The sequence below is a fragment of the Microbacterium sp. EST19A genome (genome assembly GCF_019969685.1).
Lineage (GTDB): Bacteria > Actinomycetota > Actinomycetes > Actinomycetales > Microbacteriaceae > Microbacterium.
Window position 1 is genome coordinate 279,766 of sequence record NZ_JAHXYZ010000001.1, and the last position, 19,751, is coordinate 299,516.

General features: G+C 69.6%; 21 protein-coding genes. 5 read left to right on the forward strand and 16 right to left on the reverse strand.

What is annotated here, in order from left to right; all coding sequences use genetic code 11:
* Window positions 1-27: 27 nt before the first annotated feature.
* Window positions 28-1,521 (reverse strand): DHA2 family efflux MFS transporter permease subunit, encoded by a 1,494-nt coding sequence (locus tag LC452_RS01485; protein ID WP_223622250.1) that lies wholly within the window; start codon window positions 1,519-1,521, stop codon window positions 28-30.
* Window positions 1,522-1,597: 76 nt separating this feature from the next.
* Between LC452_RS01485 and LC452_RS01490 the strand changes: the two genes are divergently transcribed.
* A complete protein-coding gene (locus LC452_RS01490) occupies window positions 1,598-2,272 on the forward strand; it encodes a winged helix-turn-helix transcriptional regulator (RefSeq protein WP_223622251.1) in 675 nt (224 codons plus the stop codon).
* Here the strand turns inward: LC452_RS01490 and LC452_RS01495 are convergent.
* The 7 genes from LC452_RS01495 to LC452_RS01525 all read right to left on the reverse strand — a co-directional run bounded on the left by LC452_RS01495 (window position 2,269) and on the right by LC452_RS01525 (window position 6,567).
* Window positions 2,269-3,243, reverse strand: coding sequence for a 1,4-dihydroxy-2-naphthoate polyprenyltransferase (locus tag LC452_RS01495; RefSeq protein WP_223622252.1), 975 nt, complete (start codon window positions 3,241-3,243; stop codon window positions 2,269-2,271). The genes LC452_RS01490 and LC452_RS01495 overlap by 4 nt on opposite strands.
* A gap of 55 nt (window positions 3,244-3,298) precedes the next feature.
* Window positions 3,299-3,916 (reverse strand): TetR/AcrR family transcriptional regulator, encoded by a 618-nt coding sequence (locus LC452_RS01500; RefSeq protein WP_223624675.1) that lies wholly within the window; start codon window positions 3,914-3,916, stop codon window positions 3,299-3,301.
* Between the two features lie 34 nt (window positions 3,917-3,950).
* A complete protein-coding gene (locus tag LC452_RS01505) occupies window positions 3,951-4,571 on the reverse strand; it encodes a hypothetical protein (RefSeq protein ID WP_223622253.1) in 621 nt (206 codons plus the stop codon).
* The gene (locus LC452_RS01510; protein WP_223622254.1) at window positions 4,568-5,500 is read right to left on the reverse strand and encodes a PrsW family intramembrane metalloprotease; all 933 of its coding nucleotides are present in this window, start codon (window positions 5,498-5,500) and stop codon (window positions 4,568-4,570) included. Before LC452_RS01510 ends, LC452_RS01505 begins: the two co-directional genes overlap by 4 nt.
* 69 nt (window positions 5,501-5,569) lie before the next feature.
* A complete protein-coding gene (locus tag LC452_RS01515) occupies window positions 5,570-5,860 on the reverse strand; it encodes a DUF4287 domain-containing protein (RefSeq protein ID WP_223622255.1) in 291 nt (96 codons plus the stop codon).
* 16 nt (window positions 5,861-5,876) lie between these two features.
* Window positions 5,877-6,014 carry a hypothetical protein gene (locus LC452_RS01520; protein WP_223622256.1) on the reverse strand — a complete coding sequence of 46 codons (138 nt, stop codon included), beginning with the start codon at window positions 6,012-6,014 and terminating at the stop codon, window positions 5,877-5,879.
* 94 nt (window positions 6,015-6,108) lie between these two features.
* Window positions 6,109-6,567 (reverse strand): Lrp/AsnC family transcriptional regulator, encoded by a 459-nt coding sequence (locus LC452_RS01525; RefSeq protein WP_223622257.1) that lies wholly within the window; start codon window positions 6,565-6,567, stop codon window positions 6,109-6,111.
* Window positions 6,568-6,639: 72 nt separating this feature from the next.
* On the opposite strand from LC452_RS01525, the gene LC452_RS01530 reads away from it, so the two are divergent.
* Complete coding sequence (locus tag LC452_RS01530; protein ID WP_223622258.1) at window positions 6,640-8,079, forward strand: DUF6421 family protein; 1,440 nt, start codon at window positions 6,640-6,642, stop codon at window positions 8,077-8,079.
* Between the two features lie 95 nt (window positions 8,080-8,174).
* Window positions 8,175-8,816 carry an SDR family oxidoreductase gene (locus LC452_RS01535; protein ID WP_223622259.1) on the forward strand — a complete coding sequence of 214 codons (642 nt, stop codon included), beginning with the start codon at window positions 8,175-8,177 and terminating at the stop codon, window positions 8,814-8,816.
* Between the two features lie 15 nt (window positions 8,817-8,831).
* Here LC452_RS01535 and LC452_RS01540 read toward each other — a convergent pair whose 3' ends face one another.
* Window positions 8,832-10,277 carry an MFS transporter gene (locus LC452_RS01540; protein WP_223622260.1) on the reverse strand — a complete coding sequence of 482 codons (1,446 nt, stop codon included), beginning with the start codon at window positions 10,275-10,277 and terminating at the stop codon, window positions 8,832-8,834.
* A 92-nt stretch (window positions 10,278-10,369) separates the two neighbouring features.
* On the opposite strand from LC452_RS01540, the gene LC452_RS01545 reads away from it, so the two are divergent.
* Window positions 10,370-11,437, forward strand: coding sequence for a low specificity L-threonine aldolase (locus tag LC452_RS01545; protein ID WP_223622261.1), 1,068 nt, complete (start codon window positions 10,370-10,372; stop codon window positions 11,435-11,437).
* A 39-nt stretch (window positions 11,438-11,476) separates the two neighbouring features.
* Here LC452_RS01545 and LC452_RS01550 read toward each other — a convergent pair whose 3' ends face one another.
* The 7 genes from LC452_RS01550 to LC452_RS01580 all read right to left on the reverse strand — a co-directional run bounded on the left by LC452_RS01550 (window position 11,477) and on the right by LC452_RS01580 (window position 18,870).
* A complete protein-coding gene (locus tag LC452_RS01550) occupies window positions 11,477-12,199 on the reverse strand; it encodes a FadR/GntR family transcriptional regulator (protein WP_136056109.1) in 723 nt (240 codons plus the stop codon).
* Window positions 12,200-12,213: 14 nt separating this feature from the next.
* Window positions 12,214-13,656 (reverse strand): aldehyde dehydrogenase, encoded by a 1,443-nt coding sequence (locus LC452_RS01555; protein ID WP_223622262.1) that lies wholly within the window; start codon window positions 13,654-13,656, stop codon window positions 12,214-12,216.
* Window position 13,657: 1 nt separating this feature from the next.
* Entirely contained in the window at window positions 13,658-15,031 is a 1,374-nt protein-coding gene (locus LC452_RS01560; RefSeq protein WP_223622263.1) for a glutamine synthetase family protein, read from the reverse strand.
* The gene (locus LC452_RS01565; protein ID WP_136056112.1) at window positions 15,028-15,792 is read right to left on the reverse strand and encodes an SDR family NAD(P)-dependent oxidoreductase; all 765 of its coding nucleotides are present in this window, start codon (window positions 15,790-15,792) and stop codon (window positions 15,028-15,030) included. Before LC452_RS01565 ends, LC452_RS01560 begins: the two co-directional genes overlap by 4 nt.
* A 24-nt stretch (window positions 15,793-15,816) precedes the next feature.
* Window positions 15,817-16,590: a gamma-glutamyl-gamma-aminobutyrate hydrolase family protein gene (locus tag LC452_RS01570; RefSeq protein WP_223622264.1), complete on the reverse strand. Its 774-nt coding sequence runs from the start codon at window positions 16,588-16,590 to the stop codon at window positions 15,817-15,819.
* A 23-nt stretch (window positions 16,591-16,613) separates the two neighbouring features.
* Window positions 16,614-18,098, reverse strand: a complete 1,485-nt coding sequence (locus LC452_RS01575) for an APC family permease (protein WP_223622265.1) — start codon at window positions 18,096-18,098, stop codon at window positions 16,614-16,616.
* Between the two features lie 166 nt (window positions 18,099-18,264).
* A complete protein-coding gene (locus LC452_RS01580) occupies window positions 18,265-18,870 on the reverse strand; it encodes a DUF4916 domain-containing protein (RefSeq protein ID WP_223622266.1) in 606 nt (201 codons plus the stop codon).
* Between the two features lie 70 nt (window positions 18,871-18,940).
* Between LC452_RS01580 and LC452_RS01585 the strand changes: the two genes are divergently transcribed.
* Window positions 18,941-19,597: an alpha/beta hydrolase gene (locus LC452_RS01585; RefSeq protein ID WP_223622267.1), complete on the forward strand. Its 657-nt coding sequence runs from the start codon at window positions 18,941-18,943 to the stop codon at window positions 19,595-19,597.
* The last annotated feature ends 154 nt before the right edge of the window (window positions 19,598-19,751 follow it).

Genomic DNA, 19,751 nt, shown 5'->3' on the forward strand with positions numbered 1-19,751 from the left:
CCGCCAGCTCGTGGGCGCGAGACGCGCTCAGTGCGCCGCGTGCTCGGCGGCGACGGGAGGCGTGCGGACGAACAGTGCCAGCACGACCACGCCGAGCGACAGCACGGCTCCGGCGAGGAATGCGAGGTGCGCGCCGGCGGCCGCGGCTGCCTGCGACGGCAGCTCAGGGTCGGCGCTGCCCGTGGAGACGACGCCCGTCGTGTAGAGCGCGACGAAGATCGCCGTGCCCGCCGCTCCTGCGACCTGCTGCAGCGTGGCGATGGTGGCGCTGCCGTGCGAGTACAGGTGCGGCGCCAGCGACCCGAGCGACGCGCTGAACGCCGGTGTGAACAGGAAGGCGAGCGACAGCATCAGGGCGATGTGCGCGCCGAGCAGCACGAGCCACGAGGAGCCCTCACCGAGACCGAACGCGAGCGTCGAGAGGGATGCCGCGAGGCCGATGGACCCCGGGATGACGAGCGGACGCGGACCGAAGCGGTCGTACAGGCGTCCGACGCTCGGGCCGGCGAGCCCCATCAGCAGACCGCCCGGCAGAAGGATCGCGCCGACCCACAGCGGGTCGAGGCCGAGTGCGTAGCGGGCGAACTGGGGCAGCACGATGAAGGCGCCGAACAGCGACACCATCGCGGCCGTCATCATGGCGGCCGACACCGCGAAGTCGCGCGACCGGAAGGTGCGCAGGTCGAGGAGTGCCGAGTCGGTGCGCTGGAGCACGATCTGCCGCCATCCGAAGACTCCGAGCGTGGCGATGCCGATGACGATCGGAATCCACGGCGCGACGGCCGCTCCTCCCACGGCTGCGGCACCGATCTGGCTGAGCCCGAACACGACGGCGGAGAAGGCGAGTGCCGCCAGCACGACGGATGCCACGTCGAGGGGCACGTTCCGGGTCTCGGAGACGTCGGGCACCCGGCGGATGCCGATCACGAGCATCGTCACACCGATCGGCAGCATCACCCAGAACAGTCCCTGCCAGGGCAGCACCTGGATGAGGGCGCCCGACACGACCGGACCGATGGCCGGCGCCACCGACATGACGATGGAGACCTGGCCCATCACCCGGCCGCGCTCACCGGAGGGGACCAGGGTCATCACCGTGGTCATCATCAGCGGCATCATGATGGCCGTGCCGACGGCCTGGATGACCCGGCCGGCCACGAGCATCTCGAAGGCGGGCGACAGGGCGGCGACGAGCGTGCCGGCGACGAAGCTCGACATGGCCAACGTGAAGACGGTGCGGGTGCGGAGGCGCTGCATCAGCCATCCGGTGGTCGGGATGACCACGGCCATGGTGAGCGCGAAGGCCGTCGTCAGCCATTGCCCCTTGGTCGCGTCGATGTGCAGGGATTCCTGGATGCGGGGCAGCGCGACGGCCATCATCGTCTCGTTCAGGAACACGACGAACACGGCCGCGAGCAGCAGGCCCAGGGTGGTGCGGTTGCGAGCACTGAGGCCCTGTTCGGTGGGGGCAGTGACGTCGGTGCCTGCGTCGGTGCCCGCGAGGGCGATGGTGTCGGTCATTTCCTTCTCCTCGGTTGGTTACTGCAAAAACTAAAGCACACTGCAATTAATGCAGTCAAGTGCTAGAGTGAGAAACATGACGAACCAGCACTACGGCCAGTTCTGCGGGCTCGCCCGCGCAGCGGAGATCGTCGGGCAGCGATGGACGCTGCTGATCCTCCGCGACCTGAGCGTGGGTCCGCGGCGCTATTCCGACCTGGTGACCGGGCTGCCCGGCATCCCGACGAACACCCTCGCGTCGCGCCTGAAAGACCTCGAAGAGGAGGGGCTCGTCATGCGCGCCGCTCCCCCCGCCGGCGAGCGAACGGTCGTCTACGAGCTCACGCCGCGCGGCGCGGAACTCGGCCCGGCGCTGGATGCCCTCTCACGATGGGGCGCCGGCGGCATGCGCACACCGCGCGAAGGAGAGATCGTCACCACGTCCTCCATCGTCGCCGCGCTGCGGGTCGCGGCCGGTGACGGCGTCGTGCCCGACGACTGGAACACCACCTACGCCGTGCACGTCGGCGAGGTCGCCGTGCAGCTGCGGATGAGCGGTGGCGCGATCACGGTCAGTGCGAGTCCGGCCGAGAACCCCGACCTCACGATCATCGCCGGACCACAGATCCGCGATCTGCTGGCCGGCGAGCTGGATCCGAAGACCGCCGTCGAGACCGGCGCGGTGCAGCTCGAGGGCGACCCCGCGCTGTTCGACCGGTTCGCCGCGACGCTCCACGTGCCGTACAGCCCGCACGTGCCTGCCGCGATCTAGCCGACGAAAGCCCAGAACAGCGCGCCCGCGTACAGCAGCGCGGTGAGCGACGTGAGCGCCAGGGCGACGACGAGCTCGCGCGGCTGGCGGTAGGTCCACACGATGAGGATGGCGGGGAGTCCCGCGAGCAGCGCGAGCAGCGCGATCCACGCGATCGGGAACAGCAGCGCCAAGAAGATCGAGATCCCGAACGGCGCGAGCACGAAGAGCGTGAAGAGCACCTGGGTCGCACGACGGCCGATCAGCACGGTCAGGGTGCGCTTGCCGACCTCGCGGTCCTGGTCGATGTCGCGGAGATTGTTGGCGAGCAGCACCGCGCACGCGAAGAGGCCGGCCGCGATCGCGCCGAGCCAGGCCTGCTGCGGCAGGTCGAAGATCTGCACCCACGTGGTGCCGAGGGTGGCGACGAGTCCGAAGAAGACGAAGACGAACACCTCGCCCAGGCCGAAGTACCCGTACGGCCGCTTGCCACCCGTGTAGAACCAGGCCGCCACGATGCACGCGGCGCCGACGGCCAGCATCCACCACTGTCCGGTGCGCACGACGATCGCGACGCCGACGGCCGCGGCGAGCGCGAAGAAGATCAGCCCGATGATGAGCACCGTGCGGGGCTTCACCCGGCCGGATGCCGTGAGCCGGGCGGGGCCCACGCGGTGCGCGTCGGTGCCGCGGATGCCGTCGCTGTAGTCGTTCGTAAAGTTCACGCCGATCTGCAGCAGCACCGCGACCGCGAGGCACGCGAGCGCGATCACCCAGTGGAACTCGGGTCCCGTGCTGCGCGCGGCCCCGGTGCCGATCACGACAGGAGCCACGGCGAGCGGGAGCGTGCGCAGGCGCGCGGCGCCGATCCAGTCGGATGCCCTGACCGGTCCCGCCTCGACGACCGGACGCCTCGCCGGGTTGCCGCTCGTGCGGGCCGGGGTGCGCTTCGCGCTCGTGCTCTTCTTCTTGCGCTGTGAGGATGCTGCCACGCAGGGAATCCTACTGGGCGCGGCGATGTCGGCCGTTCGGCTCAGCGCCGCAACGTCAGACCGCCGGACCGATGCGCCCGTTGCTCGCCTCGACGATGGCGGCGACCAGTGCCTCGAGCACGTCTTCGCTGCGCGGGACGATCCCGGAGACGACGTAGTCGCGACTTATCGCGTCGCTCTGCGCGCGGATCGCACCCGAGATCGCCGCGGTGACCTGACGCACGGCATCCGCGTCCGCCGGCAGGCCGAGCCGAGGCCCGAAGACGGCGGCGGCCTCGCGCTCTGCCGCGTCGCAGACCATGAGCCACGCGCTGCGCAGCGCCGGCTCATCGAATCCCAGGACGACGATGCGCATCGCGGCGATGTCGTCGGGAGAATACTCGGCGGGCCCCGGGACGCTCGCCGCGTGCAGGTAGTCCGCGAGCGAGATCTCGAGTGGCCAGGCGCGGAGCACGGTCGAGAAGCGCTGGCCGAGCTGAGCGAGCACCGGCTCGACGCACGACTCCTTCGAGCGGAAGTATCGCCACAGCGTCCGCGTCGCGATCCCCGCCTCCGCGGCGATGTCCTCGCCCCGAGTCGCGGCGACGCCGTCGCGCCAGAACAGCTCGGCGGCGATGCGGGAGACCTGCAGCTTGGCGTCGGCGTTACGGCGTAGGTCGATCGGCATCCGCATCTCTGTCACTCCGCGACGGTATCAGGCATCGGAATCACGCGATGAGGTGGATCACGGTGATCGCCTCGTACAGCGCGCCGATGACGAGCAGCACGATCACGAGCACGTAGAGCTTCAGCGTCGCCACCAGGCCGCCCACGTATCCGGCCCGCCGTGTCGCGAAGCCGTAGCGCCGCGGCTGCAGGAACATGCGCCCGTGCACCCATGCGGCGAAACCCACCACGACGTAGGCCGCGCCCTCGATCGCGAGGGTCACCCAGTGGATCATGAAGGTCGGATCCTCGGCGCCGACCGGCGTGAACAGCACGCCCCAGGAGAGACCCCGCGCCAGCGTCAGGGCGACTCCGAGGAACGGGATGACGAGAGAAGGGACCGTGGTCTGCAGCAGCGATGCGGACAGGAGGTTGACGCCGAAGGTCACCAGTGCGGCGATCGCGACGTTGCCGCTGCGGTACGCGTCACCGATCACCGCGCCGAGTCCACCCGTGCCGGGCTCTCCTTGCAGCGCGCCGAGGCCGCCGGGCCGCAGCTCGGGGATCACGACGGTGGCGAGGATGCCGAGACCGAACAGCCCGAGATAGGCGAGGTTGAGGACGACGAACGCGCGACGGTCCTCCCGGATGGGGTCCGCGATGTCACGGATCAGGCTCTTCATCGTGTGCTCCGTTCTGCGCGTACGTCGCCGCGAGCGGTGATGTCGTCCGCGGCCGGTGGTGGTGGTGCATCGAGCAGGAGACCGCGGCGGCGGCGCAGCACGATGGCGACGACGGCGGTGGCGATGATCGCGGGAAGCAGCACGAGGAGCAGCACGGCGGCCACGTAGGGCTCGGGCTGGGCACTCGCGATCGCCGCCCAATCCCAGAGGCCGTGGATGAGCATCGCCGCCAGGTAGCCGAGGGCGACGAGACCCACCCGCGCCGCCGGCCGAGTGCGATGCGCGGCGAGAGCGACCCCGATTCCGATCAGCGCGCCCATCAGGGGATGGAAGAAGGGGACGATGATTCCGCGGAGCGTGAAGATGAAGGCGAAGTCGGCGATGGCGTTCGGGTCGCCGGCGGCGGACGACGCGATGAGGGTGTTCACCATGTCGCCGAAATACAGGATGTTCTCCGTGAACGTGAAGCCGGCGCCGACGAGAGCACCGAAGACGATCCCGTCGAGCACGCCGGTCAGCTGCCGGCGCATCGCGATCAGCATCCAGATGAGGAACAGCCCCTTGAGGCCGTCCTCGGTGAGCGGCGCGATCAGGAGCGGTCGGATCCAGACTCCGGCGTCCACACCCCAGAGACCTTCCACGATCACCTGCAGCAGCGCCTGCAGTCCGATGCCGGCGAGCGTCGTGAACGTCGCGCCGTACAGGAACGCCGACACCAGGAGTCCCCGGCGCTGCGCCCTCCCCCGGTCGAGCCAGAGGATCGCGAGGACGACCAATCCTCCGATGATGATCGAGAGCGCGAGCCCGGCCGCGATCCCGCCGACGCCGATGCGGGCGCCGATCCAGATGAGCGTGCCGATCCAGGTGCCGACGGCGGCGACCGGCAGGCCGATACGGAGGACAGGAGAGAGCGCGGGTGCATTGGTCACATTGTGACTGTAGTCACTTTATGACAGTTTCGCAAGAGACCCGGCGTCTACACGGTGGCGCTCGGGTGCTCAGGGATTCGGGTTGCTGTCCTTGCCGTCGAGCCAGAGAGTGTCGGAGGCGTCGGCGTGCGTTCCACCCGTGCCGACATGCTTGTCGCTGATCTTCGGTCCCTTGAGGATCACGTGCACCATCGCCTGCGCGTGGCCGTGACCGAGGCTGTACTCCTCCTTCAGCCAGTTGAGGACGACGGTGGATTTCGTCGTCTCGTCGAAGCCCTTTTCCTTCGCGAGAGCGATGAACTGCCGCGGGGTGAGGCCGGTCTGGGTCTCGACCTTGTCGAGGTATGCCTGGAAGGACATCGTGTTCTCCTGTGATTCAGTCCTCGTCGAGGAACGTCTGGATGATGGTGGCGGATGCAGGGATGCCGATGATCTTCAGCATGCCGCCCCCGGCGTTCGTGAGCAATGCGGCGTGGAAGCGGGATCGGTCGCGGTGTCGCCGGCTTCCTTCCACGGCTGAACTTCTGCGGCCAGACCGAACTTGTGCGGCCGATCTCGAGGCGAGAGGCCGCAGAAGTTGTGACTGGCCGCAGTAGTCGAGCGCGCGCCTACGCCTCGGCGGCCAGCGGGATGATCGGACGGTGCTCGTAGTAGGTCTGCAGCACGACCGTGGTGCGGGTGCTGACGTTCGCGGCGGTGCGCACGTCGCGCACCAGTTCCTCGAGCGCGCGCGGAGAGGCGACCCGCACGAAGAGCATGTAGCTGGCGTCGCCGGCGATCGAATGGCACGCCTCGATGGCGTCGAGGTGCTCGAGGAGCTCGGGGGCGTTGTCGGGCTGAGCCGGGTCGAGCGGCGTGATCTCGATGAAGGCCGACAGCGGCGTGCCCACGAGTTCGGGGTCGAGGATCGCCCGGTACCCGGAGATCACCCCGCGCGTCTCGAGTCGGCGCAGCCGCGATTGCACGGCCGAGACGGAGAGACCGACGGATTCGGACAACTGGGACAGCGTGGCCCGCCCGTCGCGGGCGATCTCCGCGACGATCGCGCGGTCGACAGAATCATCCATGGATGTAAGATTATCGTGAGTATTCCGTTATGACCGGAAAATTTCCGGCATGCCGCGCGATCGGAGGTCCCGATGTCCATCATTTCCGCCAACAGCTCTGCTGCACAGGCCATCGTCGGCGAACCCGAGGTCGTCGAAGATGCATCGATCGCCGAACAGTCCGCCGCCTGGGCGCAGCTCAAGGACGCCGCGATCGCGATCCGCGAGTTCCAGATCAAGGACGGCTCGATCCCGGATGCCGCGCACCACGCGGTCGCCCGTGAACTGGTCGCGGCGATCACCGCCGGCATCCGCGCCCTGTCCCCCGCCTTCCCGCACGACGCCGACTACCTGGCCGCGTCGATCGTCGACTTCGACCGCTGGGAGTCGGAGGGCTTCGGCGTGCCGGACTTCCTCGACTCGCTCGTGGCCTTCCAGCCGCAGCAGCACCGCGTCGACGGCATCCGTCATCTCGTGGTCTTCCCGATGTACACGCAGAACGGGTCGAGCGACCGCCTCGTCGAGGCGCTCATCGTCGAGACGATCTGGCCGGAGTTCATCGCCGCTCTCGAGGCCGGCGACTACGGCAACAAGCTGTTCGTCTCGCTGCGCCTGGTCGACTTCACGCCCGGCTACGACACCAACTCGGCCGTGCTGTTCCCCGAGACCGTCGCGATGCGCGAGATCCCGAGCTTCACCTGGGGTGCGATCTTCCAGGACCGCGAGGCCGCACGCTACCGTCGCGTCACGCGCGCCGCATCCGCGATCACCAAGCTCGACCTGCCGGAGCGCGCCGCGGCGATGCTCGACGACCAGGCGCTCACCGAGCGCGCGTTCGTGATGTGGGACATCATCCACGACCGCACGCACATGCGCGGCGACCTGCCGTTCGACCCGTTCATGATCAAGCAGCGGATGCCGTTCTTCCTGTACTCGCTGGAAGAGCTGCGCTGCGACCTGACCGCGTTCCGCGAGTCGGTCAAGATCGAGCGTGCGCTGTCGGCGCGCGTCGCTGCGGATGAGCAGCTCACCGCCATCGAGCAGGAGACGCTCGACCAGGCCGGTCTCGTGCAGTACGCCGTGATCTTCGACCGCATCTTCCGCTTCGCCATCACGGGCTCGCGCGTGCGCAACTACGACGGCCTCGGCGGACAGCTGCTGTTCGCCTGGCTGCACCAGCGCGGAGTGCTGCACTGGACCGACACCGCGCTGGCGTTCGACTGGGATGCCGTGCCCGACGCGGTCGTCGCGCTGGGCGACGCGATCGACGAGCTGTACTGGCGTTCGATCGACCGGCCGAAGGTCGCGCACTGGCTCGCGGCCTACGACCTGGTCCGTGGCGTGCTGACTCCGCACCCGGCGTCGAACTGGGCGCGCGGGCTGTCGGACGAGATCCTCTCCGGCGCCCCCAAGGGCTACACCGACGCGGTGCTGGACGACGAGTTCCCGCTGTCGATGTTCTTCGAGGCGCTCGACAAGAAGATGAAGCCCGTGATCGAGTCGACGGTCGGCATCCGCGGTACCGACGACTGATCCAGCCGCCGACTTCTGCGGCCTTTCCGAACTTCTGCGGCCCTTCCGCGCCGGATCGGCCGCAGAAGTTCGCATCATCCGCGAAAGTTGAGCACATGACTGTCACTGATCGCAACATCGTCCTCGCCGGGGCGACCAGCGCGTCCGGCCTCGCCGTCGCGCGGGCCCTGGTCGACGCCGGCGCGCGCGTCGTCGCCACGGGGCGCTCCAGCGAGCGCCTCCAGCCGCTGGCGGATGCCGGGGCCGACATCGAGGTCGCCGATGCGACGTCGCTCGACGACATGACCGCTCTCGCTGCGCGCCTCGGCTCCGTTGACGGCGTGATCTCCCTGGTCGGCGGCTGGCGCGGAGGCGGCGGGCTCGCCGGGCAGTCCGACGACGACTTCCACGCGCTGCTGCCCGCGCTCGAGGCGGTGCGCGCCACGAGCCGCGCCTTCGACGGAGCGCTGCGCGCCGCGGATGCCGGACGCTACGCGATCGTCTCCTCGACGGCGGTCGCTCGACCGCTCGCCGGCGGCGCGAACTACGCGGCGGTGAAGGCCGCGAGTGAGGCGTGGACCCGCGCGGTCGCGCAGGGGTACGCGAAGGCCGCTCGAGATGCCGATGAGCCGCTGCGCGCGGCATCCGTCGTCTTCCGCGCGAAAGCGCTCGATCCGGCGTCACTCGCTCCCGCGGTGCTCGCACTCTGGGACACGGATGCCGCCGAGCTCAACGACCGGATCATCGACCTGGCCTGAGCCGCCCCGGGGGCGTCAGATGGAGCGCTCGGGCAGTTCCGGCGGCAGTCCGCGCACCGGCGCGGGAGCATCGACGCCGCGATCTTCCGGCACGTCGCTCTCGGCATCCGCACCGTCTTCGCCCTCTGCCTCGTCTTCCGGCTTCGGATCGGGCGCCGTGGCGTAGAGCTCGGTGAGGCGACGGTACGAACGGGTGAAGAAGGCCAGCGTCGCCGCCACGACCATGATCAGTCCGGCGAACAGGCAGATCAGGGCGATGCCTCTCGCCTCGCCCTCGCCGAGCAGCCAGCCCCACTGCTGCTGCCCTGCCGAGCTGTCCATGTACGGGATGATCAGGAACTCGGCGATCGGCGCGATGAGGAACGCGGTGATGGGCGCTGCGGCCGCCTCCATCGCCGCCGCCACACCGAAGACGCGCCCCTGCCGTTCGAACGGCACGACCTTCTGGATCACGGTCTGCTCGGCGGCCTCGACCGGCGGCACCAGCGCCATGTACACCCAGATGCCGATGACATAGAGCGGCCACCACTCGCGCAGCATGAAGACCGCACCGAGCAGTCCCATCGCGATCACCACGAGCAGCATCGTGCGCATCGGCTTCTTGCCGAGCCCGAACTTCGCGACCAGTCCGCCGCCGATCAGGAAGCCGGTCGACGCGAAGGCCAGCGCGAAGCCCCACGTCTGCGCGTCGAACAGCGTGAGTCCGTAGGGGTCCATCAGCGCCATGTAGACGCCGCCGATGAGGTTGTTGAACGTCGAGAAGACGATCAGGGCGAACAGGCCGGGCGCGAGCCGGATCGCCTGCACGCTGCCGCGGAAATCGAGCGCGCTCTTGCCGTTCGGATCGGGTTGCGGTGTGCCCTCGGGGATGCGGATGAAGAGCAGGTGCGCGAACGTGACGGCCATCGCCGCGATCGCGATGGCGAGGGTCCACCCCATGCCCAGGAAGCCGATCGAGAGCCCGGAGAAGACGCTCGTGACCAGGAAGGCGATGCCCTGCACGGTGCCGACGAGGCCGTTGGCGTTCACGCGCTTCTCTTCGGGCACGAGCAGGGTCACCGTGGTCGACAGCGCGATGTTGCGCAGCTGCTCGATCACGCCGCCGAACAGGATGAACCCGGAGAACAGCCAGAACCACGGGCCGCCGAGATCGAGCAGCGACGCCTCGCCCTGCCAGACGTACAGAACGCCGGCGATGAGGAAGGCCACGGCCGAGATGACGCTGGAGAGCAGCATGACCGTGTGCTTGCGATGCCGGTCGACGATCGTGCCGAACAGCATCGCGAAGAACGCGACGAACAGCATGTAGACGCCGCCGATGATGCCGGTCGCCAGCACCGACTGCGTCTCGATGTAGACCCAGAACGTGAGGGCGAACCACAGGAAGCTCGTCGTCACGTTGGCGATCAACGTGTTGACGAGGACGTTCGCGAAGGCGGTCTTCGCCGCGGTGCGCTCCATGCCTATGAGGGTAGGGCGACCCTCCGACATCCGTAACCCCCTGAGCACTCCCGAACGCGCGACCGCGCTCGTCCTGGCCGTAGGCTTGTGCGGTGAGCCTTACGCATGACCCCGCGATCCGGGGATTCGCCAGTGACAACTACTCCGGCATCCACCCCGAGGTCCTCGCGGCGATCGCCGCGGCGAACGGGGGCCACCAGGTCGCCTACGGCGAGGACTTCTACACGACACGCCTGCAGGAGGTCTTCCAGGCGCAGTTCGGCGAGGGCGTGCAGGCGTTCCCGGTGTTCAACGGCACCGGCGCCAACGTGACCGGCCTGCAGTCGATGCTCCCCCGTTGGGGTGCGGTCGTCGCGGCCTCGACGGCGCACATCAACGTCGACGAAGGCGGCGCCCCCGAGAAGATCGGCGGGTTCAAGCTGCTCACCGTCCCGACCGACGACGGCAAGCTCACCCCCGACCTCATCGACCGCGAGGCCTGGGGCTGGGGCGACGAGCACCGCGCGCAGCCGCTGGTCGTCTCGATCACGCAGTCCTCCGAACTCGGCACCCTGTACACGGCCGACGAGATCCGCACGATCGCCGATCACGCGCACGAACGCGGCATGAAGCTGCACCTCGACGGCGCACGCCTGTCGAACGCCGCCGCCGCCCTCGATCTGCCGCTGCGGGCGTTCACGCGCGACGCCGGCGTCGACGTGCTCAGCTTCGGCGGCACGAAGAACGGCGCGATGCTCGGCGAGGCCGTGGTCGTGCTGAACCCCTCGGCATCCGATGGTCTCGTCTACTCGCGCAAGTTCAACATGCAGCTCTCCTCGAAGATGCGCTTCGTGTCGGCCCAGCTGATCGCGCTGCTCGAGGGCGACCTGTGGCTGCGCAACGCGCGCCACTCCAACGCGATGGCGGCCCGGCTGCGCACGTCCGTCGAGGCGGGCATCGCCGACGGCTCGATCACCGGCGTCTCGTTCACGCAGCCGACGCAGTCCAACGGCGTCTTCGCGACGCTGCCCGACGGCGTCGCCGACAGCCTGCGCGAGTCGTTCCGCTTCTACGACTGGGATGCCGCGCGCAACGAGGTGCGCTGGATGTGCAGCTTCGACACGGAGGAGTCCGACGTCGACGCCTTCGTCGCGGAGCTGTCTCGCCTCACGACGGCCTGAGCGCACGGCTCATGCGCCCCGAGCCACTCCCGCGGCGCGTCAGGATTCGACGACGCGGGTGAACTCCTCGCGCGTGGTGCGCAGGTGCGCGCGCATCGCGGCATCCGCCGCCTCGGCGTCTCCACGGCGCACCGCCTCGAGGATCTGCTCGTGCGCGTCCCAGCTCGACTCCTTCACGAAGTCGAAGCTGATCAGGTCGACGGGCTCGAACATCCGCACCCTCGCCTCCTCGACCGCGTCGCGCACGAAGGAATTGCCCGACGCCTCGGCGAGCGCGATGTGGAAGTCCGTGTCGGCGATGCGCGAATCCGCCTTGGTGGTCGCCTCGGCGAGGTCGCGCTGGGCCTGCGCCATCGCCTCCAGGTCGTCGTCGCTGCGGCGGACCGCGGCCAGCGCCGCTCCGCCCGATTCGACGATCGCGCGGAACTCGGTGAGTTCGCCGATCTCGCCCGAACGCGTGCGCACCTCTTCGCGGATGAGCCGCGGATCCAGCGCGGCATCCTGCACGATCGCCCCGCCGGACGCACCGCGCGAGATCACGATCTGGCCGCTCCCCTCGAGGATGCGCAGGGCCTGACGCAGCGTCTCCCGCGAGACGCCCAGCTGCTCGGAGAGCCGACGTTCCGGCGGCAGCCGATCGCCGGGCCGGATGCGGCCGAGTGCCATCTCGCGCCGAAGGAACCCGGCGACGGCCTGGTAGCCGGACACGGGCTGCAGCACGGCACGGGAGAAGTCGTGCGGCGCGTCGTCACGCTCGCTCATCCGTACTCCTCCGCTCAGAGGGGGAGCCCTGGGCGATCGGAGCCCACGACCTGCTTCCCCACGAAGAAGTCAAGCACATCGCCGTCTCCGTGCCCGCCCAGCCCACTCGCACCGAAGAAGCTCTGCGCCGATTCGGGCGACATGTCGAGCACGCTGGTGCCGTTGACCTTGACCTCTCCCGCGACGAGCCGGGTGCCGAGGGCCGCCGCAGCCTCCTCGTCGGCGCCGAACACGTACCCGGCGAGCCCCACCTGACCGGTGTTGGCGAGGGCGACGGCATCGTCCTCGTCGGCGTAGCCGCCCACGAGCAGCATCGGTCCGAACACCTCGTCGGCGGGACCCGGGCCGTCGAGCACGGCCACCGTCGGCGCGAAGAACCACCCCTGCGCCGGAATCCGCGAGACGCTCAGCACTTCCGCACCGGCCTGCGCCAGCCGCTCCCGCTGCTCGGCGAGCTCGTCACGGCGCGCGGCGAAGGCGACAGGTCCAACCTCGGTCGCATCGTCGAGGCTCGAGCCGATCCGGCGCCGCCCGAACTCGGCGATCAGCAGTCCCGCGAGCTCGTCGCGGCGCGCCCGGTCGACGAGCACACGTCGGGGCGCCTCGCACCACTGGCCGGAGAGTTTGAGAACTCCGTCGGCCAGGGACTTCGCCGCGGCCTCCAGGTCGGCATCCGCGCGGACGATGGCGGCGTTGTTGGAGCCGAGCTCCAGTTGCAGCCTGGCGAAGCGCGGCGCGGCCGTCGCGGCGATCGCGCGTCCGGTCGGCGTGGATCCCGTCATCGAGATCGCGGCGATCCGCTCATCGGCGACGAGGGCGCGTCCGATCCCCCCGCTGCCCTGCACGAGTCCGACCACCCCGTCGGGGATGCCGGCCGCGTGCACGCCCTCCAGCAGGAGTTGGGCGCTCCACGGCGAGAACGACGAGGGCTTGAGCACGACCGTCGCACCTGCCGCGAGCGCGAACGCCGTCTTCTTGACCGCCATCGCCGAGGGGGCGTTCCACGGCAGGATCAGCGCGGTCGGTCCCCACGGCACGCGGTGCAGTCGCACGCCGCCCTGCGAAGAGGGCAGCTCGCGTGCATCGCCGACCTCCACCGCTCGCCGTGCGGCATCTCGCAGGGTCGCGCCGTTCGCCCCGCCGAACAGCCGTGTGACCGAGATCGGGACACCGCTGTTGAGCGCGTCGAGACGGGCGATCTCCTCGGCGCGGTCGTCGAGCCAGTCGGCGAGGGCGATCAGCCTCTCGGCCCGACGCTCCGGTGCGAGGCCGCGCCAGCGAGCGTCGTCGTGCGCCTCCTGCGCGGCGGTCACGGCGCGCTCGACCTGGTCGAGCGTGCTCGAGGCGGAGGCGGCCAGCGCCTCCCCCGTGTTGGGGTCGTGCAGCCAGGTGCCGTCGTTCTCGGGGCTCTCCTCGGCGGCGCCGCCGATCCAAGTGCGCAGGGCGGGGTAGGTCATGTCAGATCCGATCGAAGTAGCGCTGCAGGTCCCAGTCCGTGACACGGGACATGAACGTCGTCCACTCGTGCTCGAGCAGCACCTGCTGGTGGGAGATGATGTCGGGCGTGAGCAGGTCCTGCACCAGCGCGCTCTCGCCGAACAGGATGCTCGCCTGACGCGGATCCGCGGGCATCGTCCCGTCACCGGGAAGGTCGTAGGCGCTGCCGATCACGGGATCCGCGAGCGCGGTGTCCTTGTCCATGCCGTCGCGCGCCGAGGCGAGCAGCCCGGTGAGGGTGAAGTACGGGTTCGTGTCGGCACCGGGCAGCCGGAACTCGAAGCGCAGCGCCTTCGGCGAGTGTCCCACCACGCGCACCGTCGTGGTGCGGTTGTCGAAGCCCCAGGTGCGTCCGCTCCCCGCGACGTCTGAGGAGTTGCTGCGGCGGTACGCGTTGACGGTCGGGGCGTACCAGGCCATCAGGGCCGGAGCGTGTTCGAGCGCGCCGGCGATCGCCGCCCGCATGCGCCCGCTGAGGTGATCGGCGGCCGACTCGTCCCAGAACACCGCCGTGCCCTCGTCGTCCACGAACGACACGTGGACATGGCAGGACGACCCCGGCTGGTCGTTGAGCGGGCGGGCCATGAAGGTCGCGGACATGCCGGCGCGCGCCGCGGTGTCGCGCACGGCCAGCTTGTAGAGCGCATGACGGTCGGCCATCTCCAGAGGATCCCCGTACTCGAACGTCATCTCCCACTGGCCGAGTCCCCACTCGCTCTGCGCCGTCTCGACGAGGATGCCGCTGGCACGGAGGTCGGAGCGCAGCTTCTGGAAGAACGGCTCGTAGAGGTTCCCCTCGTGGATCATGAAGTCCGACGGGGTGAGCGTCGTCGGATCCAGGTCGCGGAATCCCGCACGGCGCAGCGCGCGCGGTTCGTTGCGGAAGAGGTAGAACTCGAGCTCCGTGCCGGCGAGCGGCGTCAGGCCCCTCTCCCGGAGCCGCGCGAGCTCCTGCTTCAGGAGCACGCGGGGCGAGATCGGCATCGGCTCGTGCGAGTGCACGTCGACCGGGTCGGCGAGGCAGATGGCCACGCCATCGAGCCACGCCGCGGGGCGGAGGGTCTCGAGGTCGGGGATGAGCGTGACGTCGGGCACGCCGTTGTGCATGCCGCAGAGGGCGAACCGGTTGGCGTCGATCAGCTCGAGGCCCTGCTCGATGTCCCACGACCACGCGCACGTGCAGATGTCGACGCCGTTCTCCACCACGCGGCCGAATCCTTCGACGGGGATGCGCCGGCCGACGAGACGGCCCTGCATGTCGGGCGTCGCGACGATCACCGTGCGGATGCCGGCGGCCTCGAGCTCGTCCGGTGCGAGGCGTACGTCGTCGATCATCGTGTCAGCCACCCTCCGTCGACAGGCAGCTGGATGCCGTCGATCCAGGACGCCTCGTCGCTGAGCAGCCAGGATACGGCCGACGCGATGTCGGCGGGGAGCCCGACCCTGGGCACGAGGAGGCGCTGCTTCATGAACTCCAGCGCCTCGTCACTCGTCACGCTCTCGTAGTCGAAGAAGTCGGTGGCGATGGGGCCCGGCGCGACGCAGTTGACGCGGATGTTCTTCGCGGCGAGCTCCACGGCCAGCGCTTTGGTGAGCATGGGCACTCCGCCCTTGCTCGCGTTGTAGTGCGGCTGCGCGGTGCCGGTGCTCGTCACGACCACGAGAGCCTCGACCGTGGAGAGGTTCACGATCGCGCCGCCGCCGGACTCGGCGATGAGCGGGGCGACCTCCTGTGCGACGAGGAACTGGCCTTTGAGGTTGATGTCGAAGACGAAGTCCCATGCCTCTTCGGTGAGGGTCTCGAACGAGTGCTCCGTGACGACGCCGGCGTTGTTGATCAGCAGGTGGAGCGCACCCCATTCCTCGCGGGCGCGCTCGACGGCGGCGCGGATCTGTTCCCGCGAACGCACGTCGACGACGGCTGCGACAGCGGTGCCGCCGGCCTCCTCGATGAGACGCACGGTCTCGGCCGCCCCCTCTGCCGAGACGTCGGTCACGAGAACCCGGGCACCCTCGCTCGCGAGACGGCGAGCCGTCTCGCGTCCGATCCCGGAGCCTGCGCCGGTGATGAAGGCGTTCTTGTCTGCGTGTCGCATTCTCTTCTCCTTGTTCGGTGACGCCTAGGCGACGTTCTGCGTTGCGGACGCGACGCCGAGCGTCGCGCGGGCGGCTGCCTGATCGACCAGCCAGCCGAAGATCGGATCGGTCTCGAAGACCTCGGGGTGCCACTGCACCCCGACGACGGGGAGGCCCTCGAGCTCGATGGCCTCGACGATGCCGTCGGGAGCCCAGCCGGTGACCACGATCCCGCGGCCCGGCACGTCGACCGCCTGATGGTGGAACGAGTTGACGCGCGTCGTCTCGCCGTAGAGGGCGTGCGCGACGCTGCCCGCCGCGGTGCGCACGTCGTGCACGAGATGCGCGCGCGGGTAGGCGTATGAGCCGTGCGACTCGCCTTCACCGTGCGCCAGGTGCGGGTGGAGCGTGCCGCCGCGCACCACGTTGAGGAGCTGTGCGCCCCGGCAGACGCCGAGCAGCGGAACCGCCCCGTCGATCGCGGCCTCGATCAGTCCGGCCTCGAACTCGTCGCGCTGCGGGTCGACCAGAGGCGTGAAGGGCCCCGGCGTGCGACCGTAGCGGCGCGGGTCCACGTCGTCGCCGCCGACGATCACGACGCCGTCGAGGCGTTCGACGAGCTCCGCCGGAGCCGCATCCATCGGCAGGTGCACCGGCAGGCCGCCGGCGCGGAGGACGGATGTCGAATACTCGCTGAGATACGCCTCCAGGGGTGCGTCGGCGAAGCCGTGCGGTGCGCCGATCGCGGCGCCGCGCAGGCGCCGTCCGGAGATGCCGATCAGTGGTCGGGTCAGGGCGGAGGTGCCGATGATGTCCATCCTTCGTCTGCGGTGGGCGGGGGTCAGGCGTTCTCGTCGAAGCGGCGCATGATCTGCGCGTACGCCTCCGGTGCCCTCGCGCGCATGACGGCGGCCTGCACGAGGCCGATCACGGGAGCGAGCACGACGACGGCGACCAGCGTGATGCTGATCGGCCCCCAGGCGGGGTTCCCCTCCGCATCGACGTCGCTCACCAGCAGCGGGAAGTTCGCGGCGATGAGCACGGCGGAGACCGCGAGCCCGAGGAAGCCGAGCGCGGGAGCGATCACGGTGTGCCAGGGGCTCCGCAGCAGGCGCGTGCGGGCGAAGTACACGACGACCGCGAGGCAGGTGACCGCCATGAGGATGACGATCGCGAGGGTGCCGATACCGGCGAACCAGGCGAAGATGTTCTCCGGCGCGAAGCCGATCAGCGCGAGCACGATGATCGCGAGTCCGGAGGTCGCCACCTGCACGATCGAGGCCACGTGCGGCGAGCCGTGGCGCGGGTGGACCGCGCCGACGCGGTGCGGCAGCACGCGGGCGTTCGCCATCGCATGGTGGTAGCGGGTCAGCACGTTGTGCAGCGACAGGACCGCGGCGAACATGCTCCCGAGGAACAGCACGGCGACGGCGATCGAGCCGATCGGGCCCAGGTACTGCTCGGTCACGCGGGCGATCAGCGTGGTCGGGTCGGCGGCCGCCTCGTCGACGATCGCGCCTTCGCCGACGCCGACCACGATCGCCCAGGCGGCGAACGCGTAGAACACGCCGATGACGATGGCCGATGCGTAGGTGGCGCGCGGGATCGTGCGCTCCGGTGTGCGTACCTCGTCACGGTAGACGACCGTCGACTCGAACCCGATGAAGCTCGCGATCGCGAACATGAGACCGAGGGCGGGGGCGCCGGAGAGCACGTTCTCGAGCAGGAACGAGCCGTAGGTCACGCCGTCCGCTCCCCCGGTGACCAGGATCACGACGCCCAGCAGCACGACGATGCCGATCTCGGCGAGCAGCACGATGACCAGCACGCGGGAGCTGAGCTCGATCTGCCGGAAGCCGAGGGCGCCGACGATCGCGACGGTGGCGAGGGTGAGCAGCCACCACGGGATCTCGGGACCGCCCAGGAGCACGATGCTCGAGCTGATGGTCGCACCCAGGTAGGAGAACACCGCGATCTGCACGGTCGTGTAGCAGATCAGAGCGAGGTACGCCGTGGCCAGCCCCGGGGTGCGACCGAGCCCGTGCGTGGCGAAGACGAAGAAGGATCCGGCCTTGGGGAGGTAGCGGCTCATCGCGGTGAGCCCCACCGAGAAGAGCAGCAGGATCACGGTGGCCACGAGGAACATGACCGGGAAGCCGATGCCGTTCCCCACGAGGTAGCCGATCGGCACGAGGCCGCCGACCACCGTGAGCGGAGCCGCCGCGGCGATCACCATGAAGGTGACCGAGACCGCCCCGAGGTTTCCGCGGAGGTTGCGGTCCTGTTCTGCTCCTGCACTGCGCGACGTCGTTGTCGAAGCATCCATGCGAACATCCTTTGCCGATTGGACTAATGGTCTACTTTCTAGCCCATTAGTTCAGCCAACGCAAGAGTCGCCTGTGGAGCGGGGTCTCTCGACATCCTTCGAGAGACCCGTCCAGAGCCACGTCCAGAGGCATGGATGCCGGCGCCGCGGCGCCGGTCGGGAATCGCTAGCGCAGCAGTCCGAGGTTCGCGAGGGCCAGGCGGATGAGCGTGCCGCGGCCGCCCTCCATCTCGGCGGCGACCGCGTCGGATGCGGCGGCCTCGGGCGGGAACCAGGTCACCTCGAGCGCGTCCTGCCGAGGTTCGCAGGTGCCCGTCACCGGCACCACGAACGCCAGCGACACCGCGTGCTGGCGGTCGTCGTGGTAGGCGCTGAGACCAGGCATCGGGAAGTACTCGGCCACCGTGAACGGCAGCGGCTGCGGTGGCAGCAGCGGGAACGCCATCGGTCCGAGGTCGTTCTCGACGTGGCGGAAGAGGGCGTCGCGGATGGTCTCGCCGAAGCGGACGCGACCCGACACGATCGTGCGGGTCATCTCACCCATCGGCGTGGACCGCAGCAGGATGCCGACCTCGGTGACCTGGCCGGACCCGTCGGTGCGCACCGGGATCGCCTCGACGTAGAGCATCGGCAGATGCCGCCGCGCCTCTTCGAGCTCGATGTCGCTCAGCCACCCGGGATTCGAGCCGGGCGCCGAGGGATTCGCATCGCGGAACGCGCCGAGACCGTCGTCTTCGGGTTCCGGGTCGGGATCAGGTGTACGGACGGACATGTGTCCTTTCTACCAGCCGCGCCTGACCGTCCGGGGTCGACGTGTCGGCATCCGCTGGCAGGATATCGGTGTGAGCGAGAACCTGACGATCGACGATGCGGCAACCAGATGGTCGTCCACCGACAGAGGACGGATGCCGCTGCTCGTGCTGCTGCACGGCTACGGCGCCGACGAGCACGACCTGTTCGGCCTGGTCCCCTACCTTCCCGAGGGCATCGCCGTGGCATCCGTCGCCGCCCCGCTGGCACCGCCGTGGCCGATGCCGGGGCGCTCCTGGTACCCGATCGAGGGTCTCGACGGCCGCAGCCCCGACGCGGTGACCGGCGCCGCCGACTCCTTCCTCCGCTGGCTCGATGCCGCGGCCGGTGAGGCGCCGTCGATCGCGCTGCTCGGCTTCTCCCAGGGTGCGGCGGTCGCCCTCCAGGCCCTCCGCCTCGCTCCCGAGCGCTTCGGGGCGGTCGTCGCGCTGAGCGGGTACGCGTCGCCCGGCGATCTGCCTCGTGACGAGGAACTGCGCGAGCTCCGGCCTGCCGTCTTCTGGGGCCGCGGCACGAACGACGACGTCATCCCTCCCGCGCTGATCGACCACACGGCGCAGTGGCTGCCCGACCATTCCGAGCTCTCCGGCCGGGTCTACACGGGCCTCACGCACAGCATCTCCGAAGAGGAGCTCGCCGATGTGCGGCTGTTCCTCACGAAGTGGCTCGAGGGGATCGAGAAGGGCTGACCCCGCGACACGCCCGGGGTTGCGCGTCGCGACACGCCCGGGTATCGTCGATGCGTCCTGTCCGCCGTGTCTGGAAGTCCTTTGATCTGATCCGTCGCCTCCGCGCTCCTCTTTCCGCGCGCTGACCCGACGATCGCCGACTCCACGGCAGACC

Coding starts and splice junctions, on each gene's coding strand:
- LC452_RS01570 (WP_223622264.1), bottom strand. CDS start 16,590: ATGGACATCATCGGCACCTCCGCCCTGACCCGACCACTGATCGGCATC.
- LC452_RS01555 (WP_223622262.1), bottom strand. CDS start 13,656: ATGACCTACCCCGCCCTGCGCACTTGGATCGGCGGCGCCGCCGAGGAG.
- LC452_RS01540 (WP_223622260.1), bottom strand. CDS start 10,277: ATGGAGCGCACCGCGGCGAAGACCGCCTTCGCGAACGTCCTCGTCAAC.
- LC452_RS01565 (WP_136056112.1), bottom strand. CDS start 15,792: ATGCGACACGCAGACAAGAACGCCTTCATCACCGGCGCAGGCTCCGGG.
- LC452_RS01525 (WP_223622257.1), bottom strand. CDS start 6,567: ATGGATGATTCTGTCGACCGCGCGATCGTCGCGGAGATCGCCCGCGAC.
- LC452_RS01560 (WP_223622263.1), bottom strand. CDS start 15,031: ATGATCGACGACGTACGCCTCGCACCGGACGAGCTCGAGGCCGCCGGC.
- LC452_RS01575 (WP_223622265.1), bottom strand. CDS start 18,098: ATGGATGCTTCGACAACGACGTCGCGCAGTGCAGGAGCAGAACAGGAC.
- LC452_RS01500 (WP_223624675.1), bottom strand. CDS start 3,916: ATGCGGATGCCGATCGACCTACGCCGTAACGCCGACGCCAAGCTGCAG.
- LC452_RS01505 (WP_223622253.1), bottom strand. CDS start 4,571: ATGAAGAGCCTGATCCGTGACATCGCGGACCCCATCCGGGAGGACCGT.
- LC452_RS01485 (WP_223622250.1), bottom strand. CDS start 1,521: ATGACCGACACCATCGCCCTCGCGGGCACCGACGCAGGCACCGACGTC.
- LC452_RS01580 (WP_223622266.1), bottom strand. CDS start 18,870: ATGTCCGTCCGTACACCTGATCCCGACCCGGAACCCGAAGACGACGGT.
- LC452_RS01490 (WP_223622251.1), top strand. CDS start 1,598: ATGACGAACCAGCACTACGGCCAGTTCTGCGGGCTCGCCCGCGCAGCG.
- LC452_RS01530 (WP_223622258.1), top strand. CDS start 6,640: ATGTCCATCATTTCCGCCAACAGCTCTGCTGCACAGGCCATCGTCGGC.
- LC452_RS01550 (WP_136056109.1), bottom strand. CDS start 12,199: ATGAGCGAGCGTGACGACGCGCCGCACGACTTCTCCCGTGCCGTGCTG.
- LC452_RS01515 (WP_223622255.1), bottom strand. CDS start 5,860: ATGTCCTTCCAGGCATACCTCGACAAGGTCGAGACCCAGACCGGCCTC.
- LC452_RS01535 (WP_223622259.1), top strand. CDS start 8,175: ATGACTGTCACTGATCGCAACATCGTCCTCGCCGGGGCGACCAGCGCG.